Origin of the sequence: Cognatitamlana onchidii, assembly GCF_004804355.1 — a bacterium.
Taxonomy (GTDB): Bacteria; Bacteroidota; Bacteroidia; order Flavobacteriales; family Flavobacteriaceae; genus Cognatitamlana; species Cognatitamlana onchidii.
Window position 1 is genome coordinate 507,476 of sequence record NZ_SRWZ01000001.1, and the last position, 17,981, is coordinate 525,456.

Genomic DNA, 17,981 nt, shown 5'->3' on the forward strand with positions numbered 1-17,981 from the left:
TTAGAGTATTACAAGTTTCTCAATTTTTTCAACCGTTTTATTAAGTGCACTCGAATGCACCTTGAGTTTATACACGTAAACCCCTTTTCCTATTTTGTCTCCAAAATCATCTCTTCCGTCCCAAACGATATCTCTCGATAAGGAACTAGCTGCCTTAATTCCCCCCAAAGTTTGACCATTAAGGGTTCTAACCAACTTACCTGAAACTGTAAATATTTGTATAGAAACGTCTAAAGGCAATGAACTATTGTGATTAAACCAAAATTCAGTATAATTAACGAAAGGATTAGGATAATTTAATACATTATCAATGACCAAATCCTGATTTTCATTAAACACCACAAATTGAATCTCGGATGTAGAAGAATTATTGTAAACATCCCAAGCCTTAAGTGTTAAAGTATGCAAACCGGCTTCCAAATTTCTAAGTGGAAAGCTTATGACTCCTTTTGTGTAATCGTCCAGCTCCGTTTCATAATAGTCGTTTAGAACAATAGGATTCTTTTCATCGCCATCTATAATGGCAACAATATCATGACCTACACCACTTGCTGTATTGATTCCATTGGCATCCTCTAATTTAACTAGTAAGGTTGGAGACTCATTCGTTATTCCTCCTGAAACAAAGTTCTCATCATTCATAAATATGTTTACTACGGGACCAACATTATCTTCCTCAACATTTTTATTAATACCTCCAATAAGTATGGTATTTACTACAGATCCTGACTTATCTTGCAACAGCTCGTTATTATTTGAGTAAAAACTCACTTTACCAAACCCAACAGGAATGCCGATATCTTTAGGCACCACAAAATCAAATTCAAACGCACCATTAACAACAGAAGCTTTACCTCTAAAAATAATCTCTCCAAGGGTTTTAAAATCCATTAAAATCAACTCACCATCCAAAGCTGTACCATCATTTCCCAAAGTGCTTCTATCAATATTCTTGTCATAAACGGTTGTTGAGAGCGTGCCATTATAGTTGGACAATACATTTCCGTTTATATCTGTTACTTCTCCAGTCATTTTTACACGACTTAAAGCTTTTAAAGTATCTTTAGATTGCGCCAATGGCACGTTATTAAGCTTTGTAAGCCTGATATTGGGCTGGGAAAATGCCAGTTTCATAGCTGGATCTCCTATAAAAAATATCAACCTTATCTGGGAATTTCCCGACACCAAAGGATCTGATTTAGCAAGACGCAAGGCTTCAGCCATACTCGTATAATCGTTGCTAACAACATCGTCGTCATTATTATATGAAAACAAATATTGCCCTAAAATACGGTTGAAGTTCACGGCAAACCTTACAAATATTTGACGCGTGGTGGTTATTAATCCTACGGCCCCGGCATCCTTACTCCAGTAGGTAAACTCTCCAGCGGTTTCTCTTAATGGGTTGTCGAATCTAGTAAATTCGCAAGTAACGGTTACAAAACAATTAAGTTTACAAACGTTTTTAAAATTATTGATATCTGGTTTCTGCAAAATACGTTCCTCTGCTAAGCCATCTTCGCCTCCATGACCAAAATAGTTTAAAACTAATGCGCCTTTATCTACCGCATTCGCGATTTCGGTGTTTACAGCTGGATAACGATCGCCACCTGCCGATGACTGTTGCTTGAATGAATCAGAATGTATTTTAGTTACATTAATAAAAGGCTTTTTATCACTAACCAAGTTACCTACTTCGTCTGTGGTGCCTTGTAAGATGCCTTCCCAACTTTGGTCAACATCGTCAGATACTACCACAAAATTGTTTCGCCAACTACCAAATGCCTCCTTTATGTAATAAGATTCGACCTTATCAACCATTTCTTTGGCAAGTTGTGGTGTGTCTGCCAATATTCTACCAACGGCAATATCTAGCTTATCTGTATTAGCCATGGTTCCCTCATTACCATCCATCATTCCATAAAAATCGTCAGACACATAGGATGAAGCCAAACTAAAACTATTATAAGAATACCAAGAAGGCACAATGTTGGTGTTATTTGCGATTCTATCCTTATAGTCATAAGAACCATCCCCAAATAAGCATAGATATTTCAACTTCTTTTCCGGAGAACTTGCATTATCATAAACATACTTTACCATATTTCTAATAGCCCCAACATCTTGATTTCCTGAACTAAACTCATTATATATTTGATTTAGGGTTAATACTTTTACATTTAAATTGTACTGGTTCCTATTAATATCAGCCAAACGTTGGGCTTGACCAAGTAAATAATCGGGAGTCACTATAAGATAATCGATATCTTCAAAGCTTCCTTGAGCATTTCTAAATATAGTCCCTTTGATGTCTTGATTTTCTACTGTCGATTTTGAATCTATCTTGGGAGTGAAATACCCAGACAAAGGGAGTGCTACATAGGTTCTCAAAGTTCCTGAAGTTGCTTTAAAACTAAAACTTGAAGTTCCGTCTGTATTAATCGTATTAGTCACATTATAAATATCCGTAACATCCCACACCTCACTTAATCTTGAAGAATTAGATATAGTGTACTCAACAATTCCGCTTTGCGATACCACTTCACTGTTTTTAAACTGTAATTGGTTATTCGTAAAATTGAGCTGTCTTAAACCTTCTATCGCTATAAAGTCTAAATAACCAACAGTACTAGGATTTCCTTGATTATTAAAATCTAGTTCCACATTCACTTTTGATGAACCTACACTCACATTTCCAGAATACTGAGCGCCACTGGCAAGTGTAGGAGACGATGTTCCAGATAAATTAAGCGTAGCAATATTAGCGCCATTAACCCCAATAGCCATAGAACTTGAGGCTTTCGACGCTGCTGCAACAACAACTTTAAGCTCAATAGGCTCTGAAGTTATTAAATCTGGAAAATCAAATTTAAAATCTTTTTTATTCTCAATATCAAACTTATCACCAAACCATCGTCTTCCAAGAGATACTAAATTATAATCGTCAATTTCATGGAATTGATAATCCTCAAAGGTGTCAATCGTCAAACTAACAGCCCCTTCTGGTTGAGAAAAAGGTTTAATACGTTTTCCAAGCCCTGGACTTACATTAATGTAATAATAGGTTTTGTCTGTATAACAATTAATATGTGTTTGGCTTTCTTCATTATATCCTTTGGGACCTTGCGCATAAAACAAGATATAATCTTGATTGTTAAAAACCCCATCTTCTTCACCAATAAATTTAATGGCATTTTCAGGAACATCAAACGGGTATGGGATATTGTTAGCATAAGGAATCATGTTACCTCCATGCCCATATAGCTTAATATTTCTAGGATCAACACTGTTTACATTTACGCCTAATTTCTGCAAAAAATCTTTCGACAACCTAAAAACCCCAGTGGTATCAACAAAAAACCGATACCACTCGCCATTTTTTAAAACTGAACTTGATAATCCCTTAGATGAGACAAATCCACGTTTATATACAGAGGCCCGAGCACTATTTATTCCTGATCTATAATTAATTTGGAACGAAGTTATTTTTCTAAAACCTCCATTATTTAACCTAATAATGGGGTTTAGCTTAAACTGAACGTAGTTTTTGTCTCTGGCTTTAGAATTTTTTAAACTATACTCTAATGTGCTTGATATAAGCGATGTCTTAAGGTCTTTTAATTCTTCCTTAGAAATTGACTGGTATACAATATTAGTTACACTAACTGATGATTCATCAATTACTCGATTCGTTTGCCACTGATCAACGAAAAACAGTTTATCATTATCATAAACAAGGTTTTCTTTGCTAAAAGCAGGTACTTCTTTAGAAAAATTAGCCCCGAATACTTTATGAGTACCCTCCCAATTTAGATTATACTTTTTTTGTTGCGTCCATAAACTAACCGACACAAAAAATGCCAGTAGTAAAAACAATATCTTCTTTTTCATTGATAAAATAACGTAAATAAGCTGCTGTTATTATTTTGAGTACAACAATTTTAAAACGACTTCAAAAATACAATAATAAATTAGGAATACGTACGTTAATACATGACAAAACAGGCATAAAACCAACAAAAAACATCGTTGAAATACCCTATAAACAGGATGAAATGCATGTTTTTTTGGTTAAAATGTAAAAAATAGCTTGCCTTATTAGGTTTAATTCTTATATTGCAGCACCAAAATAATTAGCTTACTTAAAAGTATGGATATGAAAAAAGTAGTATCATTAAAGGTTTTATTGGTTTTAGCACTAGCCGTAGTTTCTACTGGCTGTAAAAAATCTTCTAGCTCAAAAAACAGCTCCAGAGCTACAGGATGGCAAATCAATTCCAGAGACGGTGGTTTTCAATACAACACCAATTTTCAAGAACAAGAAACTGCACCAGGTTTAGTTTTTATTGAAGGTGGTACATTCACAAAAGGTCGTGTTCAAGACGACGTTATGCATGATTGGAATAATAGTCCCAATCAGCAACACGTGCAATCTTTTTACATGGATGAGACAGAAGTTACCAACCTTATGTATGTTGAATATCTTGACTACATGAAAAAACTATACCCACCAGACGATGATTTGTATAAGGAAATATACAACGGCATTCTCCCTGATACATTAGTATGGAGAAATCGTCTTGGTTTCAATGAAGTGATGACGGAAAACTATTTAAGACACCCTGCTTATGCCGAGTACCCTGTAGTTGGTGTTAGTTGGATTCAAGCAGTTGAATATGCCAACTGGCGTTCGGATAGAGTTACAGAGCTAAGCTTGCAGAAAAATGGTTATAGAGATATAAACCTAACTGAGGCTGACCCAGAAAATTATTTTAGTACTAACAGATATCAAATCGACCCAAGTACTTACGATAATGGTGACACAGACGGACGAAGACGAAATAGAAACGTAAAAGTAGACGCAGACGGCAATGAAACTGGCATATATGCCTCGAAAGAAACCGGTGTTATTGGACCAAAATACAGACTTCCAACAGAGACTGAGTGGGAGTATGCAGCGCTTGGCTTAAGCGAATTAAGAAGCTACAATCTTTACAGAGGTAGAAAAAAATACCCTTGGGATGGACAATATACACGTTCTGGAAAACGTAAAACCAGAGGTGACCAATTGGCTAACTTTAAACAAGGTAAAGGTGACTACGGCGGGATTGCTGGATGGTCTGATGATGGTGCCGACATTACAAACGCTGTAAAATCGTATTCTCCAAATGATTATGGATTATATGATATGGCTGGTAATGTTGCTGAATGGGTTGCCGATGTTTACAGACCAATTATAGACGATGAGTTTAACGATTTTAACTACTACCGTGGTAACGTATATACCAAAAATGCCATTAATGAAGATGGAACTATAAAAGTAGTTACTTCAGACGATATTGTTTACGATACTTTATCAAACGGAAAGATAGTTGCAAGAAACTTACCAGGTGAAATTGCGCAGATTCCCCTTGATGAAAATGACACCTATTTAAGAACGAATTTCGACCGAAGTAATCATATAAACTTTAGAGATGGAGACCGTAGATCTTCTAGATACTTTGAAAGTTTTAATGATGATGAAACTGAAAGTAGCGAAGATGCTGAAACTAGAAAAATGTATAATTCTCCGAAGCATTCAGTTACTAGAGATTCTCTAGGTAATTTGATTAGAGAATATGACAAAGGAAACAATAGGACATCATTAATTAATGATGAAGTAAGAGTTTATAAAGGAGGCTCTTGGAAAGACAGAGAGTATTGGTTAGACCCAGCTCAAAGACGTTATTTCCCTCAAGATATGGCCACCGACTATATTGGTTTTAGATGTGCTATGTCTAGAGTAGGCTCAAAAAGCAAAGCAAAAGATAAAAGAAAAAACTAAACGTTTTTTTTGATCATAATTATTAAAAGTCCTAACTCTGTTAGGACTTTTTTTATACTTTTAAGTAAAAAATTTAATTCGTTGGACATAGACAAAATACATCAGCTTTTTTTATCATGTAAAGCCGTATCTACAGACACTAGAACAATTTCAAATAACGACCTGTTTTTTGCCTTAAAAGGGGATCATTTTAATGGCAATACGTATGCTAAAAAAGCTATTGAATTAGGTGCTAAATACGCTATTATAGACGAATTAGAATACGAAATACCCAATAAAACCATATTGGTTGATAACACCCTAGAAACCCTGCAAAAGCTTGCTACCTATCATAGGTTTTACTTAAACAAACCTATTATTGCTCTTACAGGAAGCAATGGAAAAACAACTACAAAAGAACTTATTAATGCCGTGCTATCTAAAAAGTTTAAGACAACGGCAACCATTGGCAATCTCAATAATCATATTGGTGTTCCTTTAACGCTGCTATCCATGAATGACGAAACAGAAATTGGTATTGTTGAAATGGGAGCCAATCATCAAAAGGAGATTGAATTCTTATGTCAAATTGCACAACCAGATTATGGATACATAACTAATTTTGGAAAGGCACATTTAGAAGGGTTTGGAGGTACTGAGGGAGTTATTAAAGGAAAAAGTGAAATGTATGATTACTTAATCAATAATGATAAAACAGTATTTATAAACTATAACGACCCTATTCAGGTTAAAAAAAACAAGTATACAAAACACAAGTACTCCTTTGGGACCAATCCAGATAAAACTAATGTTATTATAGGGTTTAAAAGTGCTCAACCCTATGTAAGCTGTACATACAATGCTATTGATATCCAAACACATCTTATTGGCGAATATAACTTCAATAACATTGCTATCGCAATCACGATAGGGCATTATTTTCAAGTGGAGGACACCAAAATAAAAGCTGCAATTGAAAACTACATTCCATCTAATAATCGTTCACAAATCATTAAAAAAGGTGATTATAAAATAATTCTAGACGCCTACAACGCCAATCCGTCTAGTATGGAGGCTGCGTTGCGAAATTTTGACATTCAAAACGGTAAAAAAATTGCAATTTTAGGAGATATGTTTGAATTGGGTGATGATGCCAAAAAAGAACACCAACAAATTGTTGACCTTGCCAACTCCCTTAACATTGACGAGTTAATTTTTATAGGAGAAAACTTTTTTAACACCACATGTAGCTCGTCAAAAATCTTAAGGTTTAATTCTTTTGAAACGTTTATAGAGGGATTAAACCTGAATTCACTAAAAAACACAACCCTTTTAATTAAAGGATCACGGGGCATGGCTTTAGAACGCGTTTTAGAATATATTAAGTAAAAATAAAAAGTGCCTTTTCAACACTTGAAAAGACACTTCCTAATAAATTCTCCCTAAGAACTAATTAATAGCGATGTAAAGATGCATCAATTAAAGATAGGTCGCAATACTCAATTTGAGTATTTTTATTTTTTTTCGATAATGTGTAACTATCTCCCGCTAACACACTTTTTTATTAGTTCTGCAGGTTTATTTGTTCCACAAGAAGCACCTATATTAAATTCTTATTCAATTTTAGCATGCCAACAAGTTCTCCGGTAGATGCAATATTTAACTTTTTTAGAATGTTTCGCCTATGCGTATCTACCGTATTGGAACTAATATTTAGTTTCTCCCCAATAACCTTACTCGAGTAGTTTAAAACAAGTAATCTAATAATATCTCGTTCTCTATTACTAATTCCTGAAGACAATAGTTTCTGAGAAAAATTGTTAAAATAAACGGTCTCATACTCCTTATTCTCATTCAGTAATTTTGCCGAAGCACATATCTGCATTTCAATGGCTGATGGCAAAACTGTATAATGGGCTAGACCAACAACTGGTTTGTTGTGACTATCAAATTCAAGAGGCGTGGTATTTTGAACCATATTAACGTATTCCCCTCCACTCGTCATAAACCTATAATTCCATGTATAACTCATCTTAGATCTATCTGCCACTGAAATCTCACTAAGTGTAAAATTCATCAATTCATTTAAAGCTTGTAACCATAACTCTAAATCATCTGGATGCATTCTACTCCAAAAATAGCGCATTCCTTTAAGTCGCATGTCTGCATCATCCAAACCTGTACAAGCCTTAAAATTTTTGCTTATATACTCAAATTTTAGATCTTGGGTGTTGGTAATACAAAAAAATGTAGAACTATAAGGGAGATAAGCATCTAACTCTATAATTTTCTCTATATGACTCTCTAAAGATGGATTATCATGCGACTTGAAAATTTCCTTATAAACGTCTTTTATTCGAGTATTTGTCATAAATAAGAGCTTTTTCTAAAAATATAAAATTCTATTAAAACAAAGAAATAGGGAAGACATATACGCATAAAAAAAGCCTCCATTTCTGGAAGCTTTTGTGGGCGCGAAGGGATTCGAACCCCTGACCCCTTGGGTGTAAACCAAGTGCTCTGAACCAACTGAGCTACGCGCCCTTGTTATCGGTGTGCAAATATAACCTAGTTTTTAAAACTGCAAAAACTTTTTTTGAAAAAAATTAAATTATTTCTGCTACTACAAATGTACTCCCACCAACAAAAATTAAATCATTATTTGAAGCATTTTGTAGAGCCTTTTTATAAGCCTCTTTTACAGACAAATAACTATCCCCTAATAGTTGATAATCTTTAAAAATAGCTTTCAAATTTGTAGCATCAAGCCCTCGTGGTATATCTGGCTTGCAAAAATAATAAGCTGCCGTTTTTGGTAATAAATCAATAATGGTACTCAAATCCTTATCATTTACAACTCCAAAAACAATGTGTAGTTTTTCATACACTTCTTGTTCCAACTGCTTCATGACATATTGAAGCCCCTCTCTATTATGACCAGTATCGCATATGGCTTTTGGGGTTTTATTCAAAGTTTGCCATCTACCTAAAAGCCCAGTGTTTTGTATAACTCCAGCCAGTCCAATTTTTAAATGTTCGTCGGTTATTAAATATCCTTTTCTTCTAAGAACCTCCAGAGTTTGAAATACGGTCTTTATATTTTTTAATTGATAGCTCCCTTTAAGATCTGAATTATAACCTTGAACAACTAGTTTGTCGGCAAACATAATTTCAGCATTATTCTTTTTTGCCAAAGTTTTAAAAACGGATACTGTTTCCTCCTGTGTTTCACCAATTACTACAGGAATATGAGGCTTAATAACCCCGCCTTTTTCAAAAGCAATAGCTTGCAAAGTATCGCCTAAAAACTGTGTATGATCTAAACCTATGTTGGTAATTACAGAAACTTCTGGAATAATAATGTTTGTAGAATCTAAGCGTCCTCCCATACCTACCTCTACCACAGCTATATCCACCTCTTCTTTAGAAAAATAATCAAAAGCCATACCCACAGTCATTTCGAAAAAAGAAAGGGCACTAGCATCAAAAAAGGCTTTATTTTTAGTAATAAAACTGACGACAAAATTCTCGCTAACATCAACACCGTTAATTTTAATACGTTCCCTAAAATCTTTTAGATGGGGGGATGTATACAAACCTACTTTGTAACCTGCTTCTTGAAGTACCGAAGCTAGCATATGGCTTGTAGATCCTTTTCCATTAGTTCCGGCGACATGTATGGATTTAAAATGCTTTTCTGGATTACCTAGATGCTTTGCAAGCTTAGTCGTATTCGATAAATCTTTTTTAAACGCCGATTTACCATGCTTTTGATACATTGGAAGTTGAGAGAACATCCAGTTCAGTGTATCTTTATAGGTCATCTATTATTCACTTATTTTAAAATTCACACTTACAAAACCTATTTGCCTTGTTGGTGCTTTGGAGTCGGCTGGCCATTTGTGAGAAAGTGCTATTTTTTTTGCTGGATCTAGGAGACATTTGGAATTATTGGTTGTGCCTTTTACCCCAGGAATAGCTTCTATTACATTACCACTTCTATTCACGACAATTTTAACAATCACCATACCCGACTCATTACAATTTTGAGCCAACCTTTTAAATGACGCACCTCCCCTGCCATTTAGACCATAACCTACGCCACCACTTCCAGAACCTTTACCACCAAAATAACTTGGCGCATAAGGGTCTCCATCTAACTGACCTTTATCCCCATACTGATTATCATCTCCTTCACTACCAGTTTCAGTTCCTTCAGACTTACTAACCCCACCAATTAAGGCATCCAATTTTTTCTTTTTGGCTTCCTGTTCGCGTTTTTCTCTTGCCATGCGCTCTGCTTCCGCCTTGGCTTTTGCCTCTGCCGCTGCCTTAGCTTTGGTTTCAGCTTCCTTTTGCTTTTTTAAAGCAATTTCCTCTGCATTGTCTGCAGTGAGAACTTCTTCAGTAGCTTCGTGAGATTTTGCTGGTTCTGGCTCTGACTTAGAAACATCTGGTTGGGGCACATCTTCTATTTTTTTTGGTTCTGACTTTACAGGCTTTAAGGGTTGCCTGTTTCCCTTTCCTAGGTTAGAATTACCAAAATTTACTGCAACACCGTACTCCTCGGGAGGATCCATATAGGTAGTACCAACCACGAATAGCAAAAGCAACAAAATTATGGCAATTAATGCCGTTAACTTTGCTGAATTGCGCTCGTGTTTAGTTCTAAAATATTTCATTATTTAGGCTTAACAGCCAGTATGACCTTAAATTTATTTCTGTTGGCAATATCCATAACCTTAACAACATTCTCAACAGGCACAGATTTTTCAGCCCGCAACACAATGGTTGGTTTTTCTTGAGAAGCCAAAGCTGCCATGATTTCATTTTCTAAAACACTCTCTCCAACCCGTTTTTGGTCAATATAATAAGTTAAATCCTTTTTAATGCTAACTGCAACAGACTTCTTATTCTCCGTCTTTCCACTTGCTTTTGGCAGTAAAATATCAATGGCATTAGTGGTTACCAACGTAGAAGCAATCATAAAAAATATTAACAGCAAGAATACAATGTCCGTCATCGACGACATATTGAATTCTGGAGTTACTTTATTTCTACCTCTAAAGTTCATATTATGTAGGTTCGTTTAGGTGATCTAGAAACTCTAATGAGTTTGCTTCCATTTGATACACAACCTTATCGGTTCTAACAACCAAATGATTATAAGCCATATATGCAACAATACCAACAATAAGGCCTGCGACTGTAGTAGTCATAGCTGTATACAAACCACTAGCAAGAACATCCATTTGAATGGTTCCTCCAGCATTTGCCAGTTCAAAAATAGCCAAAATCATACCAATCACTGTTCCTAAAAACCCAATCATAGGGGCGGCACCAGAGATGGTAGCCAAAATACTAACGTTCTTTTCTAAGCCATAAATCTCAAGACGGCCAGCATTTTCAATAGCTGTATTAATATCGGCGAGCGGCTTCCCTATTCTAGAAATTCCTTTCCCAATTAATCTTGAAACAGGCGAGTTTACTTGAGCACACAACATTTGAGCGGAATCAATTTTACCGTTACTTACATGATCCTTAATTTGATTCATAAAATTAGCATCAACATTTGAGGCCGCTTTGATCGCGAAAATACGCTCGAAATAAATGTAAATAGCGCCTACTAAAAGTAAAAACAACAGAGCAATAATGACTTGACCTGCAACGCCTCCGCTACTTATTAACTCTATTATTGAAAGTGTCTTTTCAACCGATTCTTCCCCAACAATTACCTCTGCTCCTTCTTGGGCATCCTGTATTACTGTACTTACCATATAATATTAAATATATTGAATTCTATAACGCACTAATTTGGGTTTACGTATACTAAAAAAGTGTTCTTGTAAATAAAAAGACCAATGCGCCTGCTATAAATCCAGCTAGCGCCAATAAAGAAATCTTTTTTAAATACCAGAAAAAATCAATTTTCTCCATACCCATAGCAACCACACCTGCTGCCGAACCTATAATTAACATACTACCTCCTGTTCCAGCAGAGTAAGCAATAAAGTGCCATAATTGGTCATCTAGCCCTGCACTAAACATACCTAAACTTGCAGCAACTAAAGGTACATTATCAATAACTGCAGAACCAACCCCTAATAACAACACAACTAAATCCGACACCTTAGCACCGTCTACTTCGGTTCCAATCATAGGAACTCCTTCTTTTAAAGATAAGGCAAACCCATATAAGGTGCCTAGAGATTCTAAAGCTGCAACCGCCATTAAAATTCCTAAAAAGAATAAAATACTAGGCAATTCTATTTTAGAAAGTGAATGATGTACAGGACTATGATGTGCATGCGCGTCGCTTTCGGAAGAATCATGATCTGTCAAACTAAATTTTGAACTACTGTAAATCTCAGCAAAAGTAGCGACAACACCTAAGGACAACATCATCCCAACATACGGAGGCAAATGAGTTACTACTTTAAAGATAGGAACGAACACTATAGCTCCCAAACCAAGGTACAACATCGTACCACTAAATCTGCTTTTTGGCTTATCTTCAACCGCAACATCCATATCTAATTCCCCTTTAAATACTGGCAAAAATGTGGCTATAAGCGTAGGCACCACCATACACAATAAAGAGGGTAAAAATAAATATCCAAATAAATTACCCGTTGTGACTTTATTACCAATCCATAACATCGTTGTGGTAACATCTCCTATTGGAGACCATGCGCCTCCGGCATTAGCAGCAATAATTATAAGACCAGCATACCAGATACGCACATTTCTTTCTTTTACTATTTTTTGCAGAATAGATATAAGAACAATGGTAGCTGTAAGGTTATCAATAATAGCAGATAAAATAAAAGCTAAGATTGCAAAAATCCACAGAATTTTACTTTTTTTCTTTGTCTTTATAAATCCTTTAATGGTAGAAAAGCCATCAAAATAGTCTATAATTTCAACAATGGTCATAGCACCCAACAAAAACACTAATATCTCGGATGTTTTCCCTAAATGATGGAGTAAGGTTTCTTCCATAAGATGCATTTTATCATCATGTCCAAGAAGTCCAAAACCGTCGATTAAAGCATGTGCACCAGAATCGAACCATTGCGGGAAGCTTTCAAGACCTAAAGCTATTAACGCCCAACAAATTGCCATCATAACAAGCGCAGGTATTAATTTATCTATTTTTATACTATGCTCTAGGGTTATAGCCAAATAGCCAATAACGAATACTAAAATAATTGCTGCTTCCATAAATTTTTGGGTTATATAAGTTGTTCAAGTGCAATTTCATAAGCGGTCGCACTCATTCCCGTCTTTGATTTATTTCTATTATATACTTTACTTAATGCTTGCCTAATTCTATTGGAGGTATCTTTGAAAATAGCCTCATCCGTCATTTGTACTTTTCGCTCCATAAAGTAAGCAAATACGCGTGCCATTCCACAATTAGATATAAAATCTGGAATTAAACTCACTTTATAATCGGTGTGTTCCATAATGGGACCGAAGAATATTTCGTTATCGGCAAAAGGTACATTAGCTCCGCATGATATAACTTCTAAACCGCTATCAATCATTTCGTCAATTTGATGAATAGTGACTAACCTCGAAGCCGCACAAGGAGCAAAAATTTCTGTCTTTAATGCCCATATTTTTTTATTGATTTCCTCGAAAGGAATTAAATTTTCGGCTGTCAAAGTATTTCCTGACTTGTTGAGGAATAAGTGCATGATCTCGCTATGTGAGAACCCTTCTTCCTTAATAAGACCTCCTGAAATATCAATAAGACCAACTATTTTGGCCCCCATTTGAGACAAATAGAATGCAGCCGCCGCTCCAACATTACCAAACCCCTGAATAACGGCACGTTTATCTTTTACAGTACCTCCATATATATGATAATACTGCTTTACTGCTTCTGCTACCCCATAGCCAGTAATCATATCGGCTATTGTATATTTTTTGGTGACGTCTGGTGAAAACTCAGGGTTTTCTATGACCTTAATCACACCCTGTCTAAGTTGTCCAATTCTATTTATTTTGTCTGCTTCAGAGGGTTTAAAATGGCCATTAAAAACACCTTCTTGAGGGTGCCACACGCCGCTTTGCTCCGTTATTGGAATAACCTCATGAGTTTCGTCAATATTCATATCTCCCCCTGTGCCGTAGTAGCTTTTTAAAAGTGGGGAAACAGCGTTGTACCAACGTTCCAAAACACCTTTTTTTCTTGGGTCTCTAGGATCAAAATTAATACCAGATTTGGCCCCGCCAATGGCTGGTCCAGAAACTGTAAATTTGATTTCCATAGTTTTAGCTAAAGACAAAACTTCATTCATATCAAGCCCTTTACGCATTCTTGTACCCCCTCCGGAGGCTCCTCCGCGTAACGAATTTATTACAACCCAACCTTCAGCATCTGTTTCAGAGTCTTTCCAATTAAATACTATTTCGGGTGCTTTGTTTTCAAACTTCTTTAATAATTCTTTCATTATCGTTTAAATTCAACATGATTATTAGCTTTTAAAATTTCCTGCATAAAAATTTAGTGTAGCTAAAGCTGATTCATAAGAAATGTAATTTGAATTATTATTGTAACAAATATAAAAAACTATGTCTCCAAAAGGATTAAAATCTTAGACTTTTTAACGAAGAAATACCTGACCAGAACTATGATCTTTAATTGCGCCAGTAACGCTTTTTAAACAGTTGTTTTTGCCCTGAAGTTTTAACACTCCCAAAAAACCAAATATCAGTGCTTCTTTAAACTCAACAACCTTATTGGAAGGAATCAAAACATCATGTTTCGTCAAGTCCTTAATGCGTTCTATTAAAAACGTATTATAAGCCCCTCCTCCAGTAACCAAAACAGAAGATTTATGTCGTGCTTTTACTTGATCTAACTCCGCAACTATTTGATGCGCAACATGTTCTACAAAGGTTCTAAGAATCGTTTTTATCTCCAACTTGAAAGCATCAATTAATGGTAAAACGCAAAGATCTACCCACTCTACCCCTAATGATTTTGGATAAGGCGCCTTGTAATAATCGAGCGCATTTAATTTAGTTAATAATCCCATATCTATGTTCCCTGACCTTGCAATTCCACCCCCTGCGTCATAATCCAAGCCTAAGAGATTCGCATAATGATTTAACACAATATTTACCGGGCAAATATCATAAGCAATCCTTGTATTATCCTTCTCTAATGAAATATTAGCGAACCCACCTAGATTGATACAATAATCGAATTTTGAAAACAACAGTTTATCCCCTATTGGCACTAATGGGGCACCCTGACCACCAAAAGCAACATCTTGCACCCTAAAATCACAAACGAGCGTTTGACTAATTAGAGTAGCTAGTTCCGCTCGATTCCCTATTTGATATGTCACTCCAGAATCAGGCTGATGACGCGCCGTATGACCATGGGAGCAAACTGCATCAATTTCTTTAATCTTGTTCCTCTTTATAAACCCATTGATAACCTCTCCCAAATAAAGCGTGTAAGATTTATCAATACTCTGAAGCGTATTGTAATCATGATTGGATAACCCCTTTAGTTTTGACTTCCAATTTTCTGAATAGTCAATGGTCTGGGCATTTAATATTTCAAACTGCCATTCCTTGCCTAAACGAAATCTTACTTGCGCCAAATCTATGCCGTCTAATGATGTACCAGACATCACACCAATTACATGGTATTCCTTTTTTTCCATACGTTGGTAAAAATAACAATACGCATTAAATAATTCTCACTAAAAACGTATATTTGTGAATATTTTTCATTTAAAACATTGCAATAATTACGAATTATGAATTTCAACCTGACTGAAGAACATATTATGATTCGAGATGCCGCTCGCGATTTTGCTCAAACAGAATTACTTCCAGGAGTTATTGAACGAGATGACAAGCAACACTTTCCAGATTCCCTAGTAAAGAAAATGGCAGACCTTGGCTTTATGGGTATTATGGTTGATCCTAAATATGGCGGAAGTGGTATGGATACAATTTCGTATGTGCTTATTATGGAAGAACTATCCAAAATTGACGCCTCGGCCTCTGTAATAGTCTCTGTAAATAATTCTTTAGTCTGTTACGGATTAGAGACCTATGGTACTGAAGAGCAAAAAGAAAAGTACTTGACCAAACTTGCCTCTGGCGAATTTGTTGGAGCATTCTGTTTAAGTGAACCTGAGGCAGGGAGCGATGCAACATCTCAAAAAACTACCGCTATTGACAAAGGAGATCATTACATCATTAATGGCACAAAAAACTGGATTACTAGCGGGGGTCGTGCAGATGTTTATATTGTTATTGCGCAAACAGATAGAGACAAAGGATCTCATGGCATAAATGCTTTTATAGTGGAAAAGGGCACAACGGGATTTCACATTGGGCCTAAAGAGGATAAATTAGGTATTCGAGGAAGTGACACACACACCTTACAATTTAATGATGTAAAAGTTCCTAAAAAAAATAGAATAGGCGTAAACGGGTCGGGTTTTAGGTTTGCAATGAAAACGCTCTCTGGAGGCCGAATAGGTATTGCTGCTCAAGCCCTTGGCATTGCATCTGGCGCCTTTGAACTGGCACGTAAATACTCTAAAGAGCGTAAAGCCTTTGGGACAGAAATATGCAATCATCAAGCCATTGCGTTTAAATTAGCCGATATGGCAACCGATATTGAAGCTGCCAGACATTTAGTTATGAAGGCTGCATGGGATAAAGATCAAGGTAATAATTATGATTATTCAAGCGCTATGGCTAAATTATATGCTTCTAAAGTAGCGATGGAACATACTGTTGAGGCCGTTCAAATTCATGGTGGAAACGGGTTTGTTAAAGAATACCATGTAGAACGACTCATGCGCGATGCTAAAATTACACAGATCTACGAAGGAACTTCAGAAATTCAAAAAATTGTAATCTCGAGAAGCTTACTTAGAGATTAAACTTTTACGTTTTTTACCAGTTTACCAACCGTTAAACCCTGAACTAATATAGAGAATACCACAACTATATAAGTTACAACTAAAAATAGGTCTCTATGCATAGCTTGAGTTAAGCCGAGTGCTAATGCAATAGAAATTCCACCGCGTAATCCTCCCCAAGTCATAATCAAGTTTGTTTTGGGAACGAAATTTAGGCGCTTCTTAAAGAAGTTTATAGGAAATAACAACGACGCATATCTGCATATTAAAACCGTTGGAATAGCCATTAATCCAGCAATTAAATATGTTTGCTCAAAAGCCAGTACCAAAATTTCCATACCAATTAGTACAAACAAGATATTGTTAAGAAGAATATCAATTAATTCCCAAAATTTATCTACGTAGCTTTCTGTTGTTTTAGACATAGCACTTCCTCTAATAGTATCGTTACCAATTATTAAACCAGCAGTAACCATGGCTAACGGAGCTGACAAATGAAATTTATGAGCTATTACCGTTCCAACCATAACCGCTGCCAAAGTAATGATAACCTCGATATCGTAATCATCAATTGAACGCATCAACCTGTAAGTTATCCAACCTAAAATACCACCCAATATAATACCGCCTAAAACCTCTTGACCAAATAACTTTACAACATCAAAAGCTTCGATATCACCATTCCCTAAAGCCGCAATTTGAAAAATTGTTAGAAAAACTACAACACCAACGCCGTCATTAAAAAGAGATTCTCCAACAATTTTTGCTTCTAATTTTTTGGGTACACCAGCCTTCTTTAATATCCCTAAAACGGCAATGGGATCTGTGGGGGAAATTAAAGCCCCGAACAATAAGCAATGCACAAAACTTACATTTAAGCCTACTAGCTTCAAAACATAAAACATTAAAAAACCTACCAGAAAGGTTGACAGTAACACACCAAAAGTTGAAAACACCAAAACAGGCCACCGCTGTACTTTTAACTGTTGAAAATTAGTATGTAAAGCACCCGCAAAAAGCAAAAAACTTAGCATAACATCTAGTAGAACCGTTTTAAAATCAATATGCGTTATTATATAACGTTCGGCTTCAAGCAAGGTGGAATCAACAAAACTTAAAATAAAAACTCCAAAAGTAAAGAGAATGGTAATTAGCATAAGCCCAATGCTATTAGGCAGTTTTAAAAACCTAACGTTTATATAACCAAACAAGGCAGATAGAAAAATTAAAACCGTAATTATTAAAAAATAGTCGTTCATTTTGAAGTTTTT

Annotated in this window: 13 protein-coding genes and 1 tRNA gene; 3 read left to right on the forward strand and 11 right to left on the reverse strand. The window is 35.7% G+C overall.

Going from position 1 to position 17,981, the window contains the following annotated elements:
* Entirely contained in the window at positions 1–3,891 is a 3,891-nt protein-coding gene (gene porU, locus E5D58_RS02385) for a type IX secretion system sortase PorU (RefSeq protein ID WP_136480219.1), read from the reverse strand.
* A gap of 259 nt (positions 3,892–4,150) precedes the next feature.
* Here porU and gldJ point away from each other — a divergent pair, with 259 nt between their 5' ends.
* Both gldJ and E5D58_RS02395 read left to right on the forward strand, forming a co-directional pair.
* Positions 4,151–5,824 carry a gliding motility lipoprotein GldJ gene (gene gldJ / locus E5D58_RS02390; protein ID WP_136480220.1) on the forward strand — a complete coding sequence of 558 codons (1,674 nt, stop codon included), beginning with the start codon at positions 4,151–4,153 and terminating at the stop codon, positions 5,822–5,824.
* Positions 5,825–5,905: 81 nt separating this feature from the next.
* The gene (locus tag E5D58_RS02395; RefSeq protein ID WP_136480221.1) at positions 5,906–7,192 is read left to right on the forward strand and encodes a UDP-N-acetylmuramoyl-tripeptide--D-alanyl-D-alanine ligase; all 1,287 of its coding nucleotides are present in this window, start codon (positions 5,906–5,908) and stop codon (positions 7,190–7,192) included.
* Positions 7,193–7,403: 211 nt separating this feature from the next.
* Here E5D58_RS02395 and E5D58_RS02400 read toward each other — a convergent pair whose 3' ends face one another.
* The 9 genes from E5D58_RS02400 to E5D58_RS02440 form a co-directional block, all read right to left on the reverse strand.
* A complete protein-coding gene (locus E5D58_RS02400) occupies positions 7,404–8,174 on the reverse strand; it encodes a LuxR C-terminal-related transcriptional regulator (RefSeq protein WP_136480222.1) in 771 nt (256 codons plus the stop codon).
* A gap of 98 nt (positions 8,175–8,272) precedes the next feature.
* Positions 8,273–8,347 (reverse strand) — tRNA-Val (locus tag E5D58_RS02405).
* A 62-nt stretch (positions 8,348–8,409) separates the two neighbouring features.
* Positions 8,410–9,627: a bifunctional folylpolyglutamate synthase/dihydrofolate synthase gene (locus tag E5D58_RS02410; RefSeq protein WP_136480223.1), complete on the reverse strand. Its 1,218-nt coding sequence runs from the start codon at positions 9,625–9,627 to the stop codon at positions 8,410–8,412.
* A 3-nt stretch (positions 9,628–9,630) separates the two neighbouring features.
* A complete protein-coding gene (locus E5D58_RS02415) occupies positions 9,631–10,485 on the reverse strand; it encodes an energy transducer TonB (protein ID WP_136480224.1) in 855 nt (284 codons plus the stop codon).
* On the reverse strand, positions 10,485–10,877 hold the full coding sequence (locus E5D58_RS02420) for an ExbD/TolR family protein (RefSeq protein ID WP_136480225.1): 393 nt from the start codon (positions 10,875–10,877) through the stop codon (positions 10,485–10,487). The genes E5D58_RS02415 and E5D58_RS02420 overlap by 1 nt, the downstream gene beginning before the upstream one ends.
* 1 nt (position 10,878) lies before the next feature.
* On the reverse strand, positions 10,879–11,580 hold the full coding sequence (locus E5D58_RS02425; RefSeq protein WP_205660291.1) for a MotA/TolQ/ExbB proton channel family protein: 702 nt from the start codon (positions 11,578–11,580) through the stop codon (positions 10,879–10,881).
* Between the two features lie 52 nt (positions 11,581–11,632).
* The gene (nhaD, locus tag E5D58_RS02430) at positions 11,633–13,027 is read right to left on the reverse strand and encodes a sodium:proton antiporter NhaD (RefSeq protein WP_136480226.1); all 1,395 of its coding nucleotides are present in this window, start codon (positions 13,025–13,027) and stop codon (positions 11,633–11,635) included.
* Between the two features lie 11 nt (positions 13,028–13,038).
* On the reverse strand, positions 13,039–14,265 hold the full coding sequence (locus E5D58_RS02435) for a Glu/Leu/Phe/Val dehydrogenase dimerization domain-containing protein (RefSeq protein WP_136480227.1): 1,227 nt from the start codon (positions 14,263–14,265) through the stop codon (positions 13,039–13,041).
* Positions 14,266–14,418: 153 nt separating this feature from the next.
* A complete protein-coding gene (locus E5D58_RS02440; RefSeq protein WP_136480228.1) occupies positions 14,419–15,492 on the reverse strand; it encodes an anhydro-N-acetylmuramic acid kinase in 1,074 nt (357 codons plus the stop codon).
* A 96-nt stretch (positions 15,493–15,588) separates the two neighbouring features.
* On the opposite strand from E5D58_RS02440, the gene E5D58_RS02445 reads away from it, so the two are divergent.
* Positions 15,589–16,731, forward strand: a complete 1,143-nt coding sequence (locus tag E5D58_RS02445) for an acyl-CoA dehydrogenase (protein WP_136480229.1) — start codon at positions 15,589–15,591, stop codon at positions 16,729–16,731.
* Here E5D58_RS02445 and E5D58_RS02450 read toward each other — a convergent pair.
* Positions 16,728–17,969: a cation:proton antiporter gene (locus tag E5D58_RS02450; protein ID WP_136480230.1), complete on the reverse strand. Its 1,242-nt coding sequence runs from the start codon at positions 17,967–17,969 to the stop codon at positions 16,728–16,730. The genes E5D58_RS02445 and E5D58_RS02450 overlap by 4 nt on opposite strands.
* Between the last annotated feature and the right edge of the window lie 12 nt (positions 17,970–17,981).